The sequence below is a fragment of the Pedobacter terrestris genome (assembly GCF_052343045.1).
Lineage (GTDB): Bacteria > Bacteroidota > Bacteroidia > Sphingobacteriales > Sphingobacteriaceae > Pedobacter.
Genome location: NZ_CP180264.1, coordinates 3154080 through 3171895 on the forward strand (window position 1 = coordinate 3154080; position 17816 = coordinate 3171895).

At 39.0% G+C, this 17816-nt stretch carries 13 protein-coding genes; 6 read left to right on the top strand and 7 right to left on the bottom strand.

Features of this window, described 5'->3' with window-relative positions; translation table 11 throughout:
* The first annotated feature begins 139 nt into the window (after positions 1-139).
* The gene (locus tag ACJVDH_RS13325) at positions 140-436 is read left to right on the top strand and encodes a hypothetical protein (RefSeq protein ID WP_443943899.1); all 297 of its coding nucleotides are present in this window, start codon (positions 140-142) and stop codon (positions 434-436) included.
* A 105-nt stretch (positions 437-541) separates the two neighbouring features.
* On the opposite strand, the gene ACJVDH_RS13330 is transcribed toward ACJVDH_RS13325, so the two are convergent.
* The 6 genes from ACJVDH_RS13330 to ACJVDH_RS13355 all read right to left on the bottom strand — a co-directional run bounded on the left by ACJVDH_RS13330 (position 542) and on the right by ACJVDH_RS13355 (position 8975).
* Positions 542-868, bottom strand: coding sequence for a hypothetical protein (locus tag ACJVDH_RS13330; RefSeq protein ID WP_443943900.1), 327 nt, complete (start codon positions 866-868; stop codon positions 542-544).
* 417 nt (positions 869-1285) lie between these two features.
* On the bottom strand, positions 1286-1912 hold the full coding sequence (locus tag ACJVDH_RS13335; protein WP_443943901.1) for a Crp/Fnr family transcriptional regulator: 627 nt from the start codon (positions 1910-1912) through the stop codon (positions 1286-1288).
* Positions 1913-2223: 311 nt separating this feature from the next.
* Positions 2224-3144 carry a glycosyl hydrolase family 18 protein gene (locus tag ACJVDH_RS13340; protein ID WP_443943902.1) on the bottom strand — a complete coding sequence of 307 codons (921 nt, stop codon included), beginning with the start codon at positions 3142-3144 and terminating at the stop codon, positions 2224-2226.
* 76 nt (positions 3145-3220) lie between these two features.
* Positions 3221-4852, bottom strand: a complete 1632-nt coding sequence (locus ACJVDH_RS13345; protein WP_443943903.1) for a SusD/RagB family nutrient-binding outer membrane lipoprotein — start codon at positions 4850-4852, stop codon at positions 3221-3223.
* 13 nt (positions 4853-4865) lie between these two features.
* Positions 4866-7973 (bottom strand): SusC/RagA family TonB-linked outer membrane protein, encoded by a 3108-nt coding sequence (locus ACJVDH_RS13350; RefSeq protein WP_443943904.1) that lies wholly within the window; start codon positions 7971-7973, stop codon positions 4866-4868.
* Positions 7974-8108: 135 nt separating this feature from the next.
* Positions 8109-8975 (bottom strand): ROK family protein, encoded by an 867-nt coding sequence (locus ACJVDH_RS13355; protein WP_443943905.1) that lies wholly within the window; start codon positions 8973-8975, stop codon positions 8109-8111.
* 263 nt (positions 8976-9238) lie between these two features.
* Here ACJVDH_RS13355 and ACJVDH_RS13360 point away from each other — a divergent pair, with 263 nt between their 5' ends.
* The 5 genes from ACJVDH_RS13360 to ACJVDH_RS13380 all read left to right on the top strand — a co-directional run bounded on the left by ACJVDH_RS13360 (position 9239) and on the right by ACJVDH_RS13380 (position 16762).
* Positions 9239-9871 carry an RNA polymerase sigma-70 factor gene (locus tag ACJVDH_RS13360; RefSeq protein ID WP_443943906.1) on the top strand — a complete coding sequence of 211 codons (633 nt, stop codon included), beginning with the start codon at positions 9239-9241 and terminating at the stop codon, positions 9869-9871.
* 57 nt (positions 9872-9928) lie between these two features.
* Positions 9929-10945, top strand: coding sequence for a FecR family protein (locus tag ACJVDH_RS13365; RefSeq protein WP_443943907.1), 1017 nt, complete (start codon positions 9929-9931; stop codon positions 10943-10945).
* A gap of 29 nt (positions 10946-10974) precedes the next feature.
* The gene (locus ACJVDH_RS13370) at positions 10975-14076 is read left to right on the top strand and encodes a SusC/RagA family TonB-linked outer membrane protein (RefSeq protein ID WP_443943908.1); all 3102 of its coding nucleotides are present in this window, start codon (positions 10975-10977) and stop codon (positions 14074-14076) included.
* Between the two features lie 23 nt (positions 14077-14099).
* Positions 14100-15680 carry a SusD/RagB family nutrient-binding outer membrane lipoprotein gene (locus ACJVDH_RS13375; RefSeq protein WP_443943909.1) on the top strand — a complete coding sequence of 527 codons (1581 nt, stop codon included), beginning with the start codon at positions 14100-14102 and terminating at the stop codon, positions 15678-15680.
* A 305-nt stretch (positions 15681-15985) separates the two neighbouring features.
* Positions 15986-16762, top strand: a complete 777-nt coding sequence (locus ACJVDH_RS13380) for an HAD-IIA family hydrolase (protein ID WP_443943910.1) — start codon at positions 15986-15988, stop codon at positions 16760-16762.
* Between the two features lie 49 nt (positions 16763-16811).
* Here ACJVDH_RS13380 and ACJVDH_RS13385 read toward each other — a convergent pair whose 3' ends face one another.
* A complete protein-coding gene (locus ACJVDH_RS13385; protein WP_443943911.1) occupies positions 16812-17816 on the bottom strand; it encodes a metallophosphoesterase in 1005 nt (334 codons plus the stop codon).

A 17816-nucleotide genomic window follows, 5' to 3' on the forward strand; every position in this document is an offset into this window, starting at 1 on the left:
TTTCGAGGGCTAAAACACAACAAAAATATGATTCAAAAAACTGCATAATTATGCCTTATTTGTAGTTGTATATTGCATTTATTAAAACAAGTTTCGATTATATCGGTTCTTTAAATGAAGAAACTTTAAAATGATCGTTATGGAACAGATGAATGTAAACGAGGAGCGCAAGATCGATTTTGATTTCAGTAATTTTCGCCTCCCGAAATATGTGCAGGAATTTCAGCCTTTGCTGTATAAAGATGGCGGAGAATATTATGCGGTGCTAGGACCGGATCTTACAAAAGGTATTACCGGCCACGGTGCAAGTCCGGAAGATGCCTTGATAGATTGGACAGACCACTTGTCGGCTCAACTGCGTAAGCCAGATATGGAAAATCCGGTAATGCAGTTCGTAATGGATACAATTTACACGCACAAGCGCGATGTATTGTAAGTGTTGCTTAATTATTTAATTGGCTTTTTTTACTTAGCCGCCAACGCGAAAACAATTTTCTGGCAAGTAGAAAGCTGCATATTAACCAGAACACAGCAGAAATACTCATACGGCGCGCCTGTTTGGTGAGTAGAATTGATTTTCCCAATCTATGATGTACTGACGGGTGCGCGCATTAGGTGCAGGTGCGCCAAAAATATCTTTTACAAAAACAACCAAAGGATCATACGTACCAGCTTTGCGCAGATGCACCCTAAGTAATTCATTCCAATGATTTATTGCAGCAAAAATGGTTTTACCACGGCCAACAGCACTTTTGTTCAGATCGGCCTTTAAGGCACAAATGAATTCATTTCCATCCCGATAAACCTCAGGTTGTAACAGTGAGGCAACTCCTTCAAACTTAACCTCCATATTTTTTTTCCTTGGCATAAAAGTTTTTTATTTTGAAACAGCTACCGTTTTAGAATGTTTGCAAGTACCTGTAAAAAAGCCCGGTTGCGGCATTTGCTTCCAAAAAATGGTGGCTTCAGTATTCAAAATGTGTAGTTCAGGAACGTTTTTTTACCCTTCAGCATAAAATTTTAAATCCAGAAACGTGCTTTATTTATCATTGTACTCCGAATTCGAACGTGTTTGAAACTGATTACCTTTCCGTGAATTATTGATTCCAGATCAGAACAGGAATTGAGTTTGACACTTGGAGTTATCAACCGACTACAAATCAATCAAGGTTACGATGTTAAATGCATAGATGAGCGGTATTACGGCAATACAAATGCATCGTTATCTTTTCATGATGGCAAAAAACTTGTACACCTGATTGCTGTAAAAACCAGATAAAACATTCTAGGATTTTCCAGCAATATCGGCTCTAATCCTGCTTAGTGTTTCCAAACGCATACCCAAAAAGGAGGCTATAAATTTTAAAGGCACCCGATTAAGTAAATAACCGTAACTGGTTAAAAAGCGTTCGTATCGTTTTTTTGCCGTAGGCAAGCGGCCCATTATGGCTCTCTCTGATGCACTACGGTAAAACATTTCGGTCATCTTTCTCCCTACATAATTGGCAACCTCAAAATTCTCATATAAATGGCGAGACATGCTGTGTGGAATAGCAACGGCAACAACGGGTTCTATAGATTCAATATATTCTTCAGAGGCTTCTTCTGTCCATAAATTTCGAATCGTTCCGGCAAGATCATTTTCGAGCGTGATCCACGTGGTGATTTTTTTATTGCCCATTTTCACATATCCATGCACGGCACCTTTCAAAATCAGAAAAATGTACCGATTTTTTTTTAAGGGCGAAGCAATGTGCTTGTTTTTGGCAAACACTACCGGAAATGTCTGCTCATTAATGACTTGTTCAATTTCCGCAGTAAGCGGATGAAACTGTTTAAAAACTGAAATTACAGGCGAAAAACCGCCAAAATCATCCCACTTATTGGTTCCAAATTGATTGTCTAAATTCATGTAGGTTTTAGGTGCCGATAAACAACAAGAACAAATTTAAAACAATCATTTCAATTTTAGGTCAACTTTGCCATTTTGCGATCTAAATCGCTTTATTTTCAAAACAACAGGTATATCTACGGAGTGTTAAGAGTGAACTGTTTTTAAAAAATAAATCAAACCAAACACAAGATTGGCCTTAAACCAAGTTATATTTCGGCGGAAAAACTTAGATGGCTGAAAACAAGTCAGCCGAGCTGTAAGAAACAGTTCGGCTGACTTTACAATTTGCAACTATTTTTCGTTGAAAAAGAGACTTTTAAAAAATTAAATTAATTGAGGCAATTTGCTTTAACAGAAGTTGGAGAACCAAATAACGTTGTGGAAAGTGATGAAAGTTTAGTTTGCGAGTTATTGCCTACATTATAGACCATTGCACTTGCCAAACCATTTGCCTTAACATAAGCTGCTACCGCCGCCTGATCGTTATTCCCCAAATCTGTTCCTAAACCCAATTTGTTATTTGGAACGCCAGCGTTAATATAAGGCTGTAAACGGCCGGCATAATTTGTGGAGAAATACGTTTGCTCAAAAACATAATCCAAAATATCGCCTAGTTTTTGTCCGTTATAGGTGGGCGTAAAATAATTGGCTTGATTGAAAGCTGCCATTGTGATGAGTTTTGTAGCACCAAGCCTTGCACGTAGCGCTGCTGCAGCCAAAACCAGCGAGCCATCGTTGGCCGTACAGCTCGAATATTCATCGTCGATATCGATTCCATCGAGATTATATTGTTCTACAGCGTTAGCACATTGCACAGCAAATGCATCTGCAGCTGCGTAAGAAGTAAAACAGCCCCATCCTGCATTTTGATGATTTCCGAGAACATCCAAAACCACTTTAATCCCCAGAGATTGTAGATAAGCCACTTTTCCTGAATTTAAAGTTTCCTGTACTTGAGGGTTAAAATAAAGCGTAGGTGCGCCATTGGTAAAATTGATGTTTGCAGCGAAAATGACCGAAACGCCGAATAACTGATTGGCGGGCGTTCCATAAGTATAACAACCCGGATTGCCAAAATCATTGCTGTTTACCTCAACGTAGGCGGTTGCAAACGGACTGGTAAGATTGGCTGCTTTTAGATTTTTTTGAGCAGATAAACGCTCATTGTCTTCTGTGTTATTTTTTTTGCATGCGTAAAATGTTACGGCAAAGGCAAACATCAGTGTGCCCGAAATTAAGAATTTTCTCATAGTGGTAGTGGTTAGATATTTTTGTATTCAAGTTAAAAAAAAATAGGCAGGTAGAGATGCTCTACCTGCCTATTTTTTAGAAGTTTCCTGCTGTGGTATCCCACCACAACCTGGTTCCTCCGTTATCAGCGCCACCCAGAAGAGTTACCGCTTTTCTAACTTCGTCTTTATTTCCGTTGCTATATTCTGCAGCCGGATAAGGAAGACGACGGATTTGAGTTTGTGTATTGATTGTTCCACCACTGTTGTTATTGGCAACGGTAAACAATTTCGGATATCCTGTCCTTCTATATTCTGCCCAGGCTTCATTTCCATCAGGGAAAATAGCCAGCCATTTCTGCGTGATAATGCGTTCTAATTTAACTTCATTAGTTGCTGCGTTATCCCATGCAATCGTAATTGTACTTACAGCTGCAGAATTGTTGGCCGAGTTTTTAGGATCGGTGTAACTGGTTGGTACGCTTGTCGAATTTGAAAGGTAGCTACCGATGGTTACATTCCACTGAGACATAGATGTAGTAATACCAGTTTCATAATTGGTTTGTGCACTTCCTGCTCCTGTCCAACCTCTCAAAGCAGCTTCTGCTTTCAAAAACCAAACTTCAGCAGCAGTCATTAAAGGCTGAGGGGCTTTTTGTCCGGAAGGTGCAAGTTCAATACTTGGAGAAGTAGAGTTAATGCTAGAATACGTTGAATAGTCAGCTTTTGCCAAACCATTTGCAGCTGTATTTGCACCAGCACGGATCCCCACATATTGACCAGAAAAAAGTGGATCAGTTGCTGGTGTTGCGTATCTTGGTAAACGTGGATCGTTATAACCAACCAAATACGTTTGTAAAGCAGCACCCAGAGCGTTATCTCCGTAAGAAACCGTTACTGTCCATAAATCATTATTACGTGTTCCCGATTGCGCTACAGCAGCATTATCGGCAGCAGTAGTTAGTAAACCACCAGTTGCTGCCATTGCTTTTTCTGCTTGCAATTTCGCAGTTGCAGGATCGGCTTTAACAATACGCATAGCCAAACGCAAACGTAATGAGTTGGCAAGTTTTAACCATTTCGCAGCATCCCCACCATAAATTAAATCGCCAGTGAAAAACGCTTTTTTACCAGGATTTGCTGCGACAAATGTTTGCAAATTGGTTGTTGCAGTATCCAATTGTTTAAAAAACTCATTATAAACCGTTTTTTGATCGTCATATGGTGTAGAAACCAATGATTTTCCTGCCTGTGTATATGGCATCGGACCAAATTTATCTGCAACACGGCTCATTCCCATAATCTGAACCACTAATGCAATACCCCATGATTCTGGTGCAACTGCATTAAGTTGTGTTCTGATTTTAGTAATTGGTGCCATCACGAATGTATAAGGATTATTAAAACCCGTTTCATTCCAGCCATTATTCATGGAATAATTCATATTGTTGATACCACCACCAAAAGGCGTTGGTGGCATCATGTATCCACTAAATACATCGGCACTTAAATTTTGTGCAACCTGATAATTGTGGAATATTTCTTGTTGAATTGGCCCGATTGCCGATGGCAACAAAGCCAGACTCTGCTCTGGCGTAAGCTGGTTTTCATTTGAATTGAACTCTTCGAAATTCTTGGTACAGCCAAAATTCAATGCCGTAACAGAAGCCAATACAATCAAAGACAAACCCTTAATTTTTCCTTGAGATTTATGATATATAGATTTCATATTGTCTGCTTAATTAAAATGTAACATTTAGGTTGAAACCGAAACTGCGGGTTGCCGGCTGATTGAATACATCAATACCTGACAGACCATTACCTGTAGACATGGTTACTTCCGGATCATAAGGTGCTTTTTTGTAGAAATACAATAAGTTCCTTCCAATTACAGAGAATCTCATGCTTTTAACTGCGCCTTTAAGCGGCAAGGTGTAACCCAATGCAGCTTCTCTTAAACGTACAACTGTTGCACTGTAAATATATTCACCAGATACACCATTGCGATCTCCAATGAAAGAATAATAAGTTTGAGGATTGATGGTTGCAGTGACTGCCTGACCTGATGCGTTAACACCATTTACAACAACGCCACCTTGTGCTCTTGCATTTCCACTAACCAACGATGCACCAGCCTGATCCATCAAAGCTTGCGTCATAGACAATACTTCCCCACCAAATTTACCATCAACAAGGAAACTAAAAGTAAAATCTTTATAGCTGAAGCTGTTGCTCCAACCCGCCTGGAATTTTGGATTTGGATTACCAATTAAACTAAAATCTGTGCTTTTGGTAACCATGTAAGGATTTGCAGATGTTCCATCGCCGCTTAAAATCGGACGCCCACTTGCATCTTTTGCAAGTGTGTAACCAAAAATATCGCCATAAGAGCCTCCATTAGTCAATCGTGAAATGTAAGCATTTCCGCTATTTCCTGTTAAGTCTACACTGGTTAAACCTTGCGAAGTTGCAACATCAATAATTCTGTTTTTATTAGCAGATCCATTAACGGAAGTGTTCCAGGTAAAGTTTTCATTTTTAATTACATCAGCACCTAAAGTAAACTGGAAACCTGTATTCTGAACATTTCCTGCATTCAAGTATCCTGTAGCGATCAAAGCAGATGCAGGAGGAATTACTGGAATGTATTGGTTTCTGGTGTTGGTTTTATAATACGTAAAACTGAAATTAATTCTGTTTGATAAGAAACGCATATCTGTACCCACTTCAAATGATTTGGTACGCTCTGGTTTCAACTCGGCAAATGCTTGATTGGTATTTACACTTAAAGAACCATCTGCATTGATTGTGTTCTGAACGTACGTTAAATACGGAGGTACAGTATTTCCTACTTCTGCATATGTACCACGTACTTTTGCATACGTAATTGCTTTAGGCAATTTGAACATTTGCGAAGCGATTAATGACAAACCTACTGAAGGGTAGAAATAAGACACGTTTGGCGTGTATGAAAGGTTTGATGACCAATCGTTTCTACCTGTCAATGTTAAAAATGCCCAATCTTTATAAGATAAGTTGGCATTGGCGAAAACTGCCTGAAGCTGACTGTGGTTTGCATTAATGGCTTTTGCATTAGACAATACGTTTGACGCGTAAGTTGCAGGTGTTGCCGCAACAGTATTTGCAGCAGTAAACAAATCTACCGCAGAAAGATCGCCGGCAATGGTTGTACCAGAAGTCTGCTGATCGTTGATGCTACCACCAATTAAACCGTTAATTTTAAAATCAGAACCTTCCATCGGTACGGTTACATTCAAAATCGCATCGGCATATTTCTGTACATATGTTTGGTTACTTTGCTGATAATATCCGTTACCGTTAGAGTTAAAATTGTTGTTGATACCTGAATAACGTTTGTTATCAAAATCATCAATAGTACGATCAATGTTTCCACGTACCTGAAGATTTAACCACGAGGTAAAATCATATTTCAGATTTCCACTGAACAAGAAACGGTTACGTGTAGAGGTATTTGGATTTTTATTGATCAACCACCAAGGATTCTGATTGATATCTGCTGATCCACCCAACCAGTTTTGACGGGCAGCACCTACAGCTCCTGCGTTCAGGTAATTCTCTTTATAAGCAGAAATATCCGTTCCGCGAGGGAATAAATATAAACCAACCAACGGATTATTGTACAAACCAATAGACGGACTATTTTCGATTTTCTGATTGATGTAGTTGATGTTTCCGTCTACAGTTAATTTATTATCGAAAAACTTAGCCGTTTCGCGGAAACTCAAGTTGTTTCTGTTCAATTTATTTCCTGGCTGAATACCACTTGCATAAGTATTTGCATAAGAAAAATAGGTTTGTGCAAGCTCAGAGCCACCAGAAAGATTGATCGAGTTGGTTGCATTTGTACCAGTTTGATAAAACTGATCAAGATTGTCTGTTGTGTTGCTTATTGCAGAACCCCAGCTGTCTCTTGTAGTTGAAGATGCCGCGCCATAGCTGTTTTGAAACTCTGGTTTGTATGCAATTTTATCAAAAGTTACACTGGAAGAGAAGTTGATTTGTGTTTTACCAGCCTTACCTTGTTTGGTGGTAATTAAAATTACACCATTCTGTGCCTGGCTACCATAAAGCGCCGCAGCAGATGCCCCTTCTAACACGTTAATGCTTTCGATATCATCCGGGTTTAAGTTAGAGATACCATCTCCACCGTCTTGTCCGCCACCGTAAACACTATTTTGTTGTCCGTTTGCATTACCGTTATTGCTAATCGGAACACCATCAATTACGTATAAAGGCTGATTGTTTCCGCTTACAGAACGGCTACCGCGCAAAATTACTTTTGCAGAACCGCCCACACCCGATGAACTCGGACTTACAGTCATACCGGCAACTTTACCGTTCAGAGAGTTTACAAGATTCGGGCTTTTCACTCTGTTCAATTCATCACCTGATACTTGTTGCGTGTTATAGGTTAATGATCTTTCCGATCTTTTGATACCCAGAGCGGTAACCACAACGGTTTCCAGATTTTGTGAATCACTATCTAAAACTACATCTAAAGTAGCTGTTGAACCTACAGTAACTTCTTTGGCTTTATAACCAACAAAAGAAAATACCAGAACATCACCTTCTTTGGCCTGTATGGTGTATTGTCCGTTTTCATTGGTTTGAGCTTTTGCTGTTCCGCCTTTTACAAGAACGGTAACTCCTGGCACAGTAACACCACTTGCGTCTTTTACCACACCTTTAATTGGTGTTTGGAAATGAGCTGCAAACGACATCTTGTCTAAGTGCCTTACAGTTTCAGCTGCGTACATGCTTGTTGATGCATAAAGCAATAAACATGTTAGTCGTAAAGATTTTTTCATAATCATTTAATAGACTTTAATACGTATTTGGTTAATTGTTTTTGTTGTTGTTTGCCAAATGATTTTGGCTTATTTAATATGAAGAGCCATAAGCAAATCAAATTGCCTACAGCGCATACATTTTTTATTTATTTTTTATTTGTGCCAGCAACTCGCTGCTCCGGCAATGGCCGCATGTTCATTTAAAACTGAAATTAATACCGGAACCTGAATGTTATCTGCTTTAAGATGCCTTAGCAAAGCGGGCAAAAACTTATCAGAGGCGTTGGCAATATTGCCACCAATTACAATAGCTTCCGCATTTGTTTTCTGAAGAAAAATTTTAAGGAAAGCCGCCAAATTTGAAGAAAACTCTGAGAAAACTTTTTTGGCTGTTCCGCTATCGCTGTACAATGCTGCCAGTTCTTTAACATCCAGAACATTTAAACCAGAGAATTCATAATACCGTTTTAAAAACCAACGGGTAGAGATGTAATCTTCGGCAATGCCATCAAGAAAAGGCATTCGCCACAAATCTTCATCATTTGCCTGGCCATCAATAAAACTTGCAGAACCCAAACCTGTGCCTAAAGTAATACCAATAACTCTGTTATATCCTTTTGCTGCACCAGCAAAAACTTCTCCGGCAAGAAAACATGCTGCGTCGTTTTCAATTAAGATATTGTCACTTTCGATATTCAATACTTTGGCGAGCATATTCTTGACATTTAAACCGTAAAGAGATTCAAATTTATCATTTCCGGAAATGTAAGAAACACCAGTTTCATAATCGAAAGGACCCGGCATTGCAAGGCCAAGTTTATCGACAGTTAAACCAACTTTCTGATAACCTTCGGCAATTGTTTTACCCCAGGCATCTACAATTTGCTCTGGTTTGCCGTGAGAATCTACCCGAATACGCGTAAAAGAGTCTTTTAAAATAGAGTGATTTTCCATATCCAGTACAGCAACGGTGATGTGAGAACCCCCGATATCTACGCCCAGAACGTACTTATTTGTCATAATAGCATTAAAAAAATTAAATATTTCGCGGTTTTCATACGTAAATCCTTTTACGAAACATGTGGCTTTAAGGGTAAATGCATTTATAAATATTTAAAAATGATGGCTTACACCTGGTTTTTTTGGCCTTTTTGCTCTGAAATTGATTTCGGTATAATTGAACTTCATAGCTAAGAATCCTATTTTTATAAAAAGTGCCTACACGTGTGCTCATTTTTTTGAATATTTTTAATTCTTACATTTGGTCTCTCGAAACTATCCAAATGAAAATAGTAAAGCCGGATCTCCTGTACTTGTGGTCGAAGATTTGCCTCGAAAATGATGTTCAATCTTTTGAAGCACTCTATCGGCATTTGTACACCCGTTTGCTTAAATTTTCTATCCAGTTTACCAAAAACAAAGAAGTTTCCGAAGATATCATTGCCGAGGTTTTTGTACGCTGCTGGGAAAACCGGAAAAACAGTGCGCACTTGAGCAATCTAGAAAGCTACTTTTTTGTTGCGGTAAAAAATCAAACCATTAAGCAAGTCAAAAAAAATTCCTCTTTTACGTTTATCGATTTAGTTGAGTCCTTAGACCAACTTCCGGCTTTCACACACACGCCAGAAACCTTACTTGAACAAAAGGAATTACACAGACAACTAAATGGCGCAATTGAAACCTTGCCGGCACAATGCAAATTGGTTTTCAGGCTAATTAAAGAATCTGGACTAAAATACAAGGAAGTTGCAGAGCTTTTAGAAATTAGTCCGCGCACTGTGCAAACCCAATTGTTCAGGGCAATTGCCAAATTGCGGCTTATTTTAAAACCAGATCATTTCGTTGGTAATGGCGATCACCTGATTGAAAAGCTGGTTAGCATCGTAATTCTTTTGGGAATGATCTCTTTTTTTTAATAATTTGTAGGCATTTTCTTTCTCAAAAGGATTATACAAACAAACAACATAAATTAAATGTCAGATCATCGGTTTACTGAATTGCTGAGCAAACAATTATCAGGAGAAATTTCAGATCAGGAATCTAAAGAATTGGATTTTCTTGTGGCAGATAGTAAAATCTACCAAAGTGAATACGATGCCTTGCAAGGCTACCTGAAAGAACCTATGGCAGATGATAAAAGCATTAATGTTGTTTTTGAAAAAATCAAAGCGAGAATAGACCATCCCGAAAAAGAAAAACCGACTGCCAGAAAACTGTCGATATATAAATTTTCTGCTGTTGCGGCTGCAGTTATAGTACTGGTGTCTGTTTTATTGCTATCACGCCAATATATCGGTCGTCTAATTTTTAAGCATCCGACAGATTGGATGCTGGCCCAAACCCTACCCGGAGAGCGGAAAACTTTAACGCTGGCAGATGGGACACAGGTACACATTAATGCCGGCAGTCATTTAAAATATCCGAGGAAATTTCAAGGCGACACCAGAACAGTGATCTTATCTGGCGAAGCTTTTTTCGATGTTAAAAAAGATGCAAAACATCCTTTTGTTATTCAAACGGATAAAATACAAGTGAAAGTTTTAGGAACGGCTTTCGATGTTAAGGCATATGAAGACGATGATTTTACAGAAACAACTTTAATTCGCGGACGTGTAGAAATTATACTAAACAACCGCAAATCTGCTCCTATAATTCTTAAACCCAACGATAAATTTTTGCTTGCAAATGATAGCGAAGAGGCAAATCTGGGCACATTAACTTATTTTACATCTAATGACCCGAATGCTATTATTGAAACTTCCTGGATTCATGACGAGTTGATGTTTAAAAACAAAGATTTTTCTTCTATTTCTAAATTGTTTGAACGCTGGTACGGAGTTAAAGTGGTTTTCAAAGATCCGGCAGTAAAATCATTTAAATTTACAGGCCAGTTTAAAAAAGAAAATGTCAGCGAAGCGCTCCATGCTTTGCAACTTATTGAAAATTTCAATTATAATATACAGGGATCACTGGTTTACATTTATAAATAAGTAAATTGCACGCCCGTATATTGTTATATATGAAGCGAGCGATAACCCTGTTGTTTTTCTTAATAATTTCACTCAGTTTCCGTAGCTATGCTCAAACCAAAGTTTCTTTAAACTTCAGATCTGCAGATTTTGAACGCGTCATAGAAGCCATTCAGCAACAAACCAACTATCATTTTGTTTTTAGCGAATCTAAAATTCCGCAGCAGAAAATCAGTATCCATGTAAAATCAAAAGAGGTTACCGCAGTTCTAAAACGTATTCTTAAAAACACCAACTACACGTATTCACTTTTGCCCAATCAATTGATTGTGATTCGCGAGATTGTAAACATCCGCAAACCTGCAGATAGCGCACTTACATTGAATGAGGTTTTTATTACCGCGCTGGGCATTGAAAAAGACGACCGCAAGATTGGCTACGCCCTCAGTTCTATCAAAGGATCTTCTATTAGTAAAAGTTTGCAATCTAACATGATTCTTGGATTGCAAGGGCGCGTTGCCGGATTAAATATCGGTAGCGTAAACGGCGGACCATCATCATCTGCCAGGATTTTATTGCGTGGTGTTTCCAGCATGACTGCAACTACACCCCTATTTATCGTGAATGGAATCCCGATTGACAACAGTTCTCGCGGAAGCGCCAATGAATACGGCGGCGCAGATTACGGCGATGGGATCAGCAATATTAATGTTGATGATATTGAAACCATTACGATTCTTAAAGGATCCGCAGCTTCTGCTTTGTATGGCGCGCGCGCTGCAAATGGCGTTATCCTCATTAATCTGAAAACCGGAAAGGAGAATGAAAAACCTCAGTTTGAGTACAACACAAACCTTGCAATAGAACAACCTGTTAACAATACGGACTTCCAATATATTTACGGACAAGGTGCACAAAATCGCCGCCCGTCTGATACCTATAACGCAGTTTCTACCGGAATTTTAAGTTGGGGAGAAAAGATGGATGGACAACTTACGCCTCAGATTGATGGTTCTGTAGCACCTTATTTACCGGTAACCAACAATATCCAATCTTTTTATCAGAATGCATTTTCATTTACCAATACGGTTTCTTTGGTTGGCGGCAGTAAATCCAATATCTATAGGTTTTCTGCATCAAATTTAGATTATGCATCTATCATTTCAAACGGACATTTAAACCGAAAAACCTTCAATTTTTATGGTGCTTTTGATCTGGGGAAAAAGATTAGCATGAGCGTTACCGCAAATTACATTTACGAAAACAATAAGAATAAGAGCTATTTAAGCGATGGGCCTTTAAATGCCAATTATGGAATTGCTTCACTGGCAACCAGTTTAGATCAGGCACTTCTTTCGCCAGGCTTTAATACCGAAACCGGAGACGAAATGCGCTGGAATGCAGACGAGTACAAAACAAATCCATATTTTTTACTCAATAAACAGTCTGATTATGCCAAACGCAACCGATATATAACCGCATCGGCGATTAAATACCAACCTAACGGATGGTTTACAGTACAAGGCCGTATTGGTTATGACCACAGTAAAGATGATTTAGTTAGTATTTTACCTACTGGAACAGCTTTTTCGGTAAATAGGCAGGGCGGTATAAACGCATACGATCAATCTGCCAGATCCGAATTTAACAGTGATGTACTGGCCTCGGCAACCCAATCTCTCGGAAATGATTTCGATCTCGATTTTTCTGTTGGCGCAAACTACCGTGAACAAAAGTTAAATGCAAAAAGCATCAGAGGTTCTCAATTTGTAGTCCCTTATTTGTATACACCAGAAAATCTGATTACTAAAACCACCACCAATGAGGTGTCAAAAATTGTTACACAATCGCTGTATTACACGGCTGATGTTTCTTTCCGTAAATATCTAAATGCATCACTTACGGGTCGTTATGATGTATACTCTACCCTTCCGGCAAATAACCGCGGCATTTTTGTTCCGGGTATTTCGGGTAATTTCATTTTTTCAGATCTGATTAAAATCAAAGGATTAAATTTCGGAAAACTCCGGATGGATTTTGCACGCACCAGCGGCGAGCCTACAGTTCCATATACCACACAGTTGTATTATTCATCTAATAATAGCATAAATGGCATCCCTTTAGGAAGTTTTCTTCAAACTTTGCCCAACTATAACCTTAAACCTTTTACGCTAAATGAATTTGAAACCGGCATCAACCTCAAATTTCTGGACAGCAGACTAAATTTCGATTTTACATACTTCAATCGTTCTACAAAAAATGAAATTATAAATGCCAATCAATCCATCACCAGTGGTTTTACCTCGGCATATGTAAATTTGGGCCAAACCAGAAACAGTGGTATAGAAATTACCGCAGAGTTTACACCTATTGTAAAAAGAGACCACAAATGGCAGCTCGAACTTAATTTTACCAACGTAAATAATACACTCATTTCTATTGATGGAAACCGAAATTATACCCTAACAGGCACATATCGACCATTAAATGCGAATACAGCTTTAGTTGTTGGAAAACCCATTACGCAAATTATGGCGTACGATTACCGCAGAGATGATTCTGGCAATATCATAATCGGATCAGATGGTATTCCCCTACGCGGAGATTTGGTTGCCATGGGAAGTACAATGCCCAATATTTACGGCGGTTTAACCAATAGTTTTACCTTTAAACAGTTCAATTTCTCCTTTTTGATCGATTACCGGTTCGGCAATAAAATACTCTCTGCAACCGAGAATTATTCGTACGTTTTAGGGTTAAATCAAGCAACTTTGGTTGGTCGAGAAAGTGGAATTGTAGCAAAAGGCGTTACTACAAATGGCCAAATAAACACTTTAAATGTGCCCGCATATACTTATTATCCAGAACTCGCTACCAATATTTCTGCACTTTCTGTATTAAATGGAAGTTTCATCAAATTTAGGCAAGCCAGTTTAGGTTATACCTTTTCCGATTCTTTTTTAAAGAAAACACCATTTAGCAGTTTGAGTATTGATTTTATTTGCCGAAATGTATTTACCATACTTAAATACACGAAAAATATCGATCCCGAATCTCAATTTTCATCAACACTTGCGTATTCTGGTATTGAAGGTGCTTCATTGCCGGCAACCAGAACTTTCGGACTTAACCTAAACCTGAAATTCAAATGAAGAGGATCATTACCAAGTGTTTTATGAGTTTCATTTTTTGCTGCTGCCTTTGTATATCTTGCAGTAAAAGTCAGCTTGATGAAATAAATACCGATCCAACAAAAGTAACACCCGAATACTACGATCCAAACGAGCTTCTCTCTACTGCACAACTCAAATATGCCAATTTGGGTTATTATCAGTTGCTGTATCAAAGTACCATGATGCAAATTTTTGCTTCTACTTATAATTATTATAATAATGGCGATAAATACATCAATGTGGGCAGTTTTACAGACTATCAGGGAAGAATTTTTGACGAGGGTTATACGCAAGCTTCAACACTACGGGAAATGCAACGCCTTGCACGATCTAAAGATGCAAGTGCTTATTCCAATTTAATTGCCGTTGGCGATATCATGTTTATCACCATCTTACAAAGAATTACAGATACATATGGCGATGTACCGTATACACAAGCTGCAAAAGCAATTGAGGGAATAAAATATCCGTTATACGATACTCAGGAAAGCATTTATGACCATATGCTTAATGATCTGGAAACCGCTATTAATACATTAGATGCCGAAAAGCCAAAACCAACAGCAGATTTATTTTATCAGGGCGACGTGGAAAAATGGAAAAAATACGGGTATTCTTTAATGTTGCGCATGGCGATGCGACTGACCAAAGCAAACCCGACAAAAGCACAACTTTGGGCCGAGAAAGCTTCTGGCAAAACATTTACCAGTATTAATGATAATGCTATTATTAACACAGACGCATCTTCTTTTGAATCTCAAAACGGCACTTCGCTGGCACTCAGAACGTATTCAGATTATTTGGAAGTAAAATGGAGTAAAACATTTATTGATCAGTTGCAGGTAAATAATGATCCTCGGTTGCCCTTAATTGCAGAAATTCCGCAAGATGGGCTTACCAAAAACTCAAATCAAAACCTCACAGGAAATACCGATGCAACCGCTCAAAACGGCTTGCCCAATGGATACGATTTACTTGGCGGAGCTACAGATATCCGGAATTATTCTGCTTATCCAGGCGGTACAGGAACCGGTACCGATTTCGCGCCATTAGGCAAATACTCGCGCCCGCGTACCGCAGTTTTCTTAAAACTCGGCGGACCAATTTTTGTATCCACTTATGCAGAAACAGAATTTCTGCTGGCAGAAGCAAAAGTGCGGGGTTGGAACGTAAGCGGTACCGCAGCGGCACATTATTCAACTGCGCTTTCGGCTGCTTTACAATCGCTCACACAAATAGACGCAACGGCTTCTGTTGATGCCAATGTTTTGTCTGCTTTTGTTGCACAAAATCCCTTGAATGAAACCAGTACTGAGGAAAGCCTGAAACAGATTAATACACAATTCTGGATTACGATGGGCACAAACTTCAATTTTATTGAAGCCTGGTTAAACTGGAAACGCAGTGGTTATCCAAAACTAACGCCTGTAAACTATCCGGGCAATGTAACCAATGCAACCATTCCAAGGCGAATGATTTACCTGTCTACAGAAATACTCAATAACACCGAAAATTATAAAGCTGCCGTTGCACGGTTGTCTGGCGGCGATGTGCTTACTGCAAGAGTTTGGTGGGATAAATAAAGTTTGGCACCAGACAATCAAACCATTAGAAGAAGATGAACAAAATCCCAAAACTTTTTTCACGTGATCTCGTTTATTGCTGCAGGTGTGGTTACCTCAATTTATTAATTTGTTTGTTAGTGGGATTTGCGAAGCAAGTCCCATTTTTTATAAGAACATTTTAAATTTCCATACTGGCTTCTGTGCTTTTTGCAATTCAGACAGCGATTAAAATCGTATAAAAAAACAATTACAAGCAAAACATCTGGTTAATATGTAATGAACAGGAAAACATTATGTTTGTAATACCTATACACCCGAAAAATATGAAACAAGGATTGTTAATTGATATGGATGGCGTGATTTACAGCGGCGAAGCCCTGATTTTTGGCGCGGATAAATTTATAAAACATCTTTTAGATGAAGGTATTCCCTTTACTTTTATGACCAATAACAGCCAAAGAACTGCACTTGAGGTGATCCGGAAACTGAAAGGTTTGGGCATTAATGTTGCCGAAAGCCACGTTTACACCAGCGCAATGGCTACTGGAAAATTCCTTTCAGATCAAAGTCCGCAGGGAACCGCTTATGTTCTTGGCGAAGGCGGATTGATCAGCAGTTTACATGAACATGGAATTACATTGGTCAATACAGATCCTGAGTTTGTGGTACTTGGCGAAGGCCGGAATTTTACGTTAGAAATGGTTCAGCGTGCGGTGGATATGATTCTTGCAGGTGCAAAATTTATCACTACAAACCGTGATCCTTCACCTAAAAAACCCGGATGGAATAATCTCGGCATTGCCGCAACCACTGCAATGATTGAAGAAGCAACCGGACGTAAAGCTTTCGTAACCGGAAAACCAAGTCCGGTGATGATGCGCTCTGCGCGAAAGTTTCTTGGTTTAGAAACCAGCGAAACAACTGTAATTGGTGATACCATGGAAACCGATATTCAAGGCGGGGTACAAATGGGTTATAAAACCATTTTGGTACTATCGGGCATTGCCACAAAAGACACTTTAGGGCATTATGCATTTAAACCCGATATGATTGCCAGCTCTGTAGACGAAATTAAATTTCCGCTTACCTGGTGGAGCTAACAAAAAAACCGTTGCTCGATACAAATTGAGCAACGGTTTTAAATGTGAATTAAGCTTTTTTAAGTGTTGTTTCATAGATTACTTTGCCTGTGTAATCGATAATTTTACTATTCAGCCGATTTGCATCAATAGAAAAATACATGAAACCATATTCTGCCGCTTCAAATTTACTGTAAGGTATGCCGGCGGTTACGGGCGTAACTTCAGAACCTCCGCCAGAAATAAATTGTTGCGTATGGCCGGGCATTAATAAATGTTGCATAGAATGATCGTGGCCGGATAAATAAACATCTACTTTGTTTCTTTCAAAAATATCAGACAAAGCTTTGCGAATGGCAAGCGTATCATAGTTTTTAATTCTCGGCCCAACGGTATACATCGGATGATGACCAACAACCATTTTCCAGCGTACATCAGAGCCTGCGTTTTTTAAGGTTTCATCAATCCATTGCAATTGCTTTTCGGGGTGCTGATCTTTTACAAATGGCGCATATTGTTCGCTGGCATGAAATTCTGGAATTAGCGGACAGGTATCGATAAAAAGCATCAATACTTTTCCTTCTCCTTTAATATTAATTTCTTTGGAGTAATAGCGCGAAGGCATTTTCCATCTCCTGCTGATTTTGCTGTAGCGTACCTGTGCATCCGGATCTGAAATATAATCATGATTGCCTAAAATCGGGTACCAATCCCATTGCAGAGAGAAATCTGTATACACGTTTTCGAAAGAATAATGCCACAACGGATCATGTTCGCTGGTTACGCCTTTCGGATAAAAATTATCGCCCAACGAAAGAATAAAATCATTCGGATTTTCTGTAGTCCATTTTCCCATTTGTTTGGCCACGTGCAGCTGATGGTCTGCTCCATTACGGCCCCAATCGCCAATGGCAACGAAATGAATCGGGTAATCGTCCTTCAGTCCACTGCGTACAGAAAGATCGTCGCTTTCCAAATGCGTTTCTGCACCTTCGGCTAAAGATTGCAATGGAGCAAGCATACTTGCTCCAATTGCTGTAAAAGCCGTATTTTTAACAAAATCTCTTCTCTTCAT

Excerpts from the sequence above, each read along its gene's own strand:
- ACJVDH_RS13325 (WP_443943899.1), top strand. The coding sequence starts at position 140 with ATGGAACAGATGAATGTAAACGAGGAGCGCAAGATCGATTTTGATTTC.
- ACJVDH_RS13330 (WP_443943900.1), bottom strand. The coding sequence starts at position 868 with ATGCCAAGGAAAAAAAATATGGAGGTTAAGTTTGAAGGAGTTGCCTCA.
- ACJVDH_RS13335 (WP_443943901.1), bottom strand. The coding sequence starts at position 1,912 with ATGAATTTAGACAATCAATTTGGAACCAATAAGTGGGATGATTTTGGC.
- ACJVDH_RS13340 (WP_443943902.1), bottom strand. The coding sequence starts at position 3,144 with ATGAGAAAATTCTTAATTTCGGGCACACTGATGTTTGCCTTTGCCGTA.
- ACJVDH_RS13345 (WP_443943903.1), bottom strand. The coding sequence starts at position 4,852 with ATGAAATCTATATATCATAAATCTCAAGGAAAAATTAAGGGTTTGTCT.
- ACJVDH_RS13350 (WP_443943904.1), bottom strand. The coding sequence starts at position 7,973 with ATGAAAAAATCTTTACGACTAACATGTTTATTGCTTTATGCATCAACA.
- ACJVDH_RS13355 (WP_443943905.1), bottom strand. The coding sequence starts at position 8,975 with ATGACAAATAAGTACGTTCTGGGCGTAGATATCGGGGGTTCTCACATC.
- ACJVDH_RS13360 (WP_443943906.1), top strand. The coding sequence starts at position 9,239 with ATGAAAATAGTAAAGCCGGATCTCCTGTACTTGTGGTCGAAGATTTGC.
- ACJVDH_RS13365 (WP_443943907.1), top strand. The coding sequence starts at position 9,929 with ATGTCAGATCATCGGTTTACTGAATTGCTGAGCAAACAATTATCAGGA.
- ACJVDH_RS13370 (WP_443943908.1), top strand. The coding sequence starts at position 10,975 with ATGAAGCGAGCGATAACCCTGTTGTTTTTCTTAATAATTTCACTCAGT.
- ACJVDH_RS13375 (WP_443943909.1), top strand. The coding sequence starts at position 14,100 with ATGAGTTTCATTTTTTGCTGCTGCCTTTGTATATCTTGCAGTAAAAGT.
- ACJVDH_RS13380 (WP_443943910.1), top strand. The coding sequence starts at position 15,986 with ATGAAACAAGGATTGTTAATTGATATGGATGGCGTGATTTACAGCGGC.
- ACJVDH_RS13385 (WP_443943911.1), bottom strand. The coding sequence starts at position 17,816 with ATGAAGAGAAGAGATTTTGTTAAAAATACGGCTTTTACAGCAATTGGA.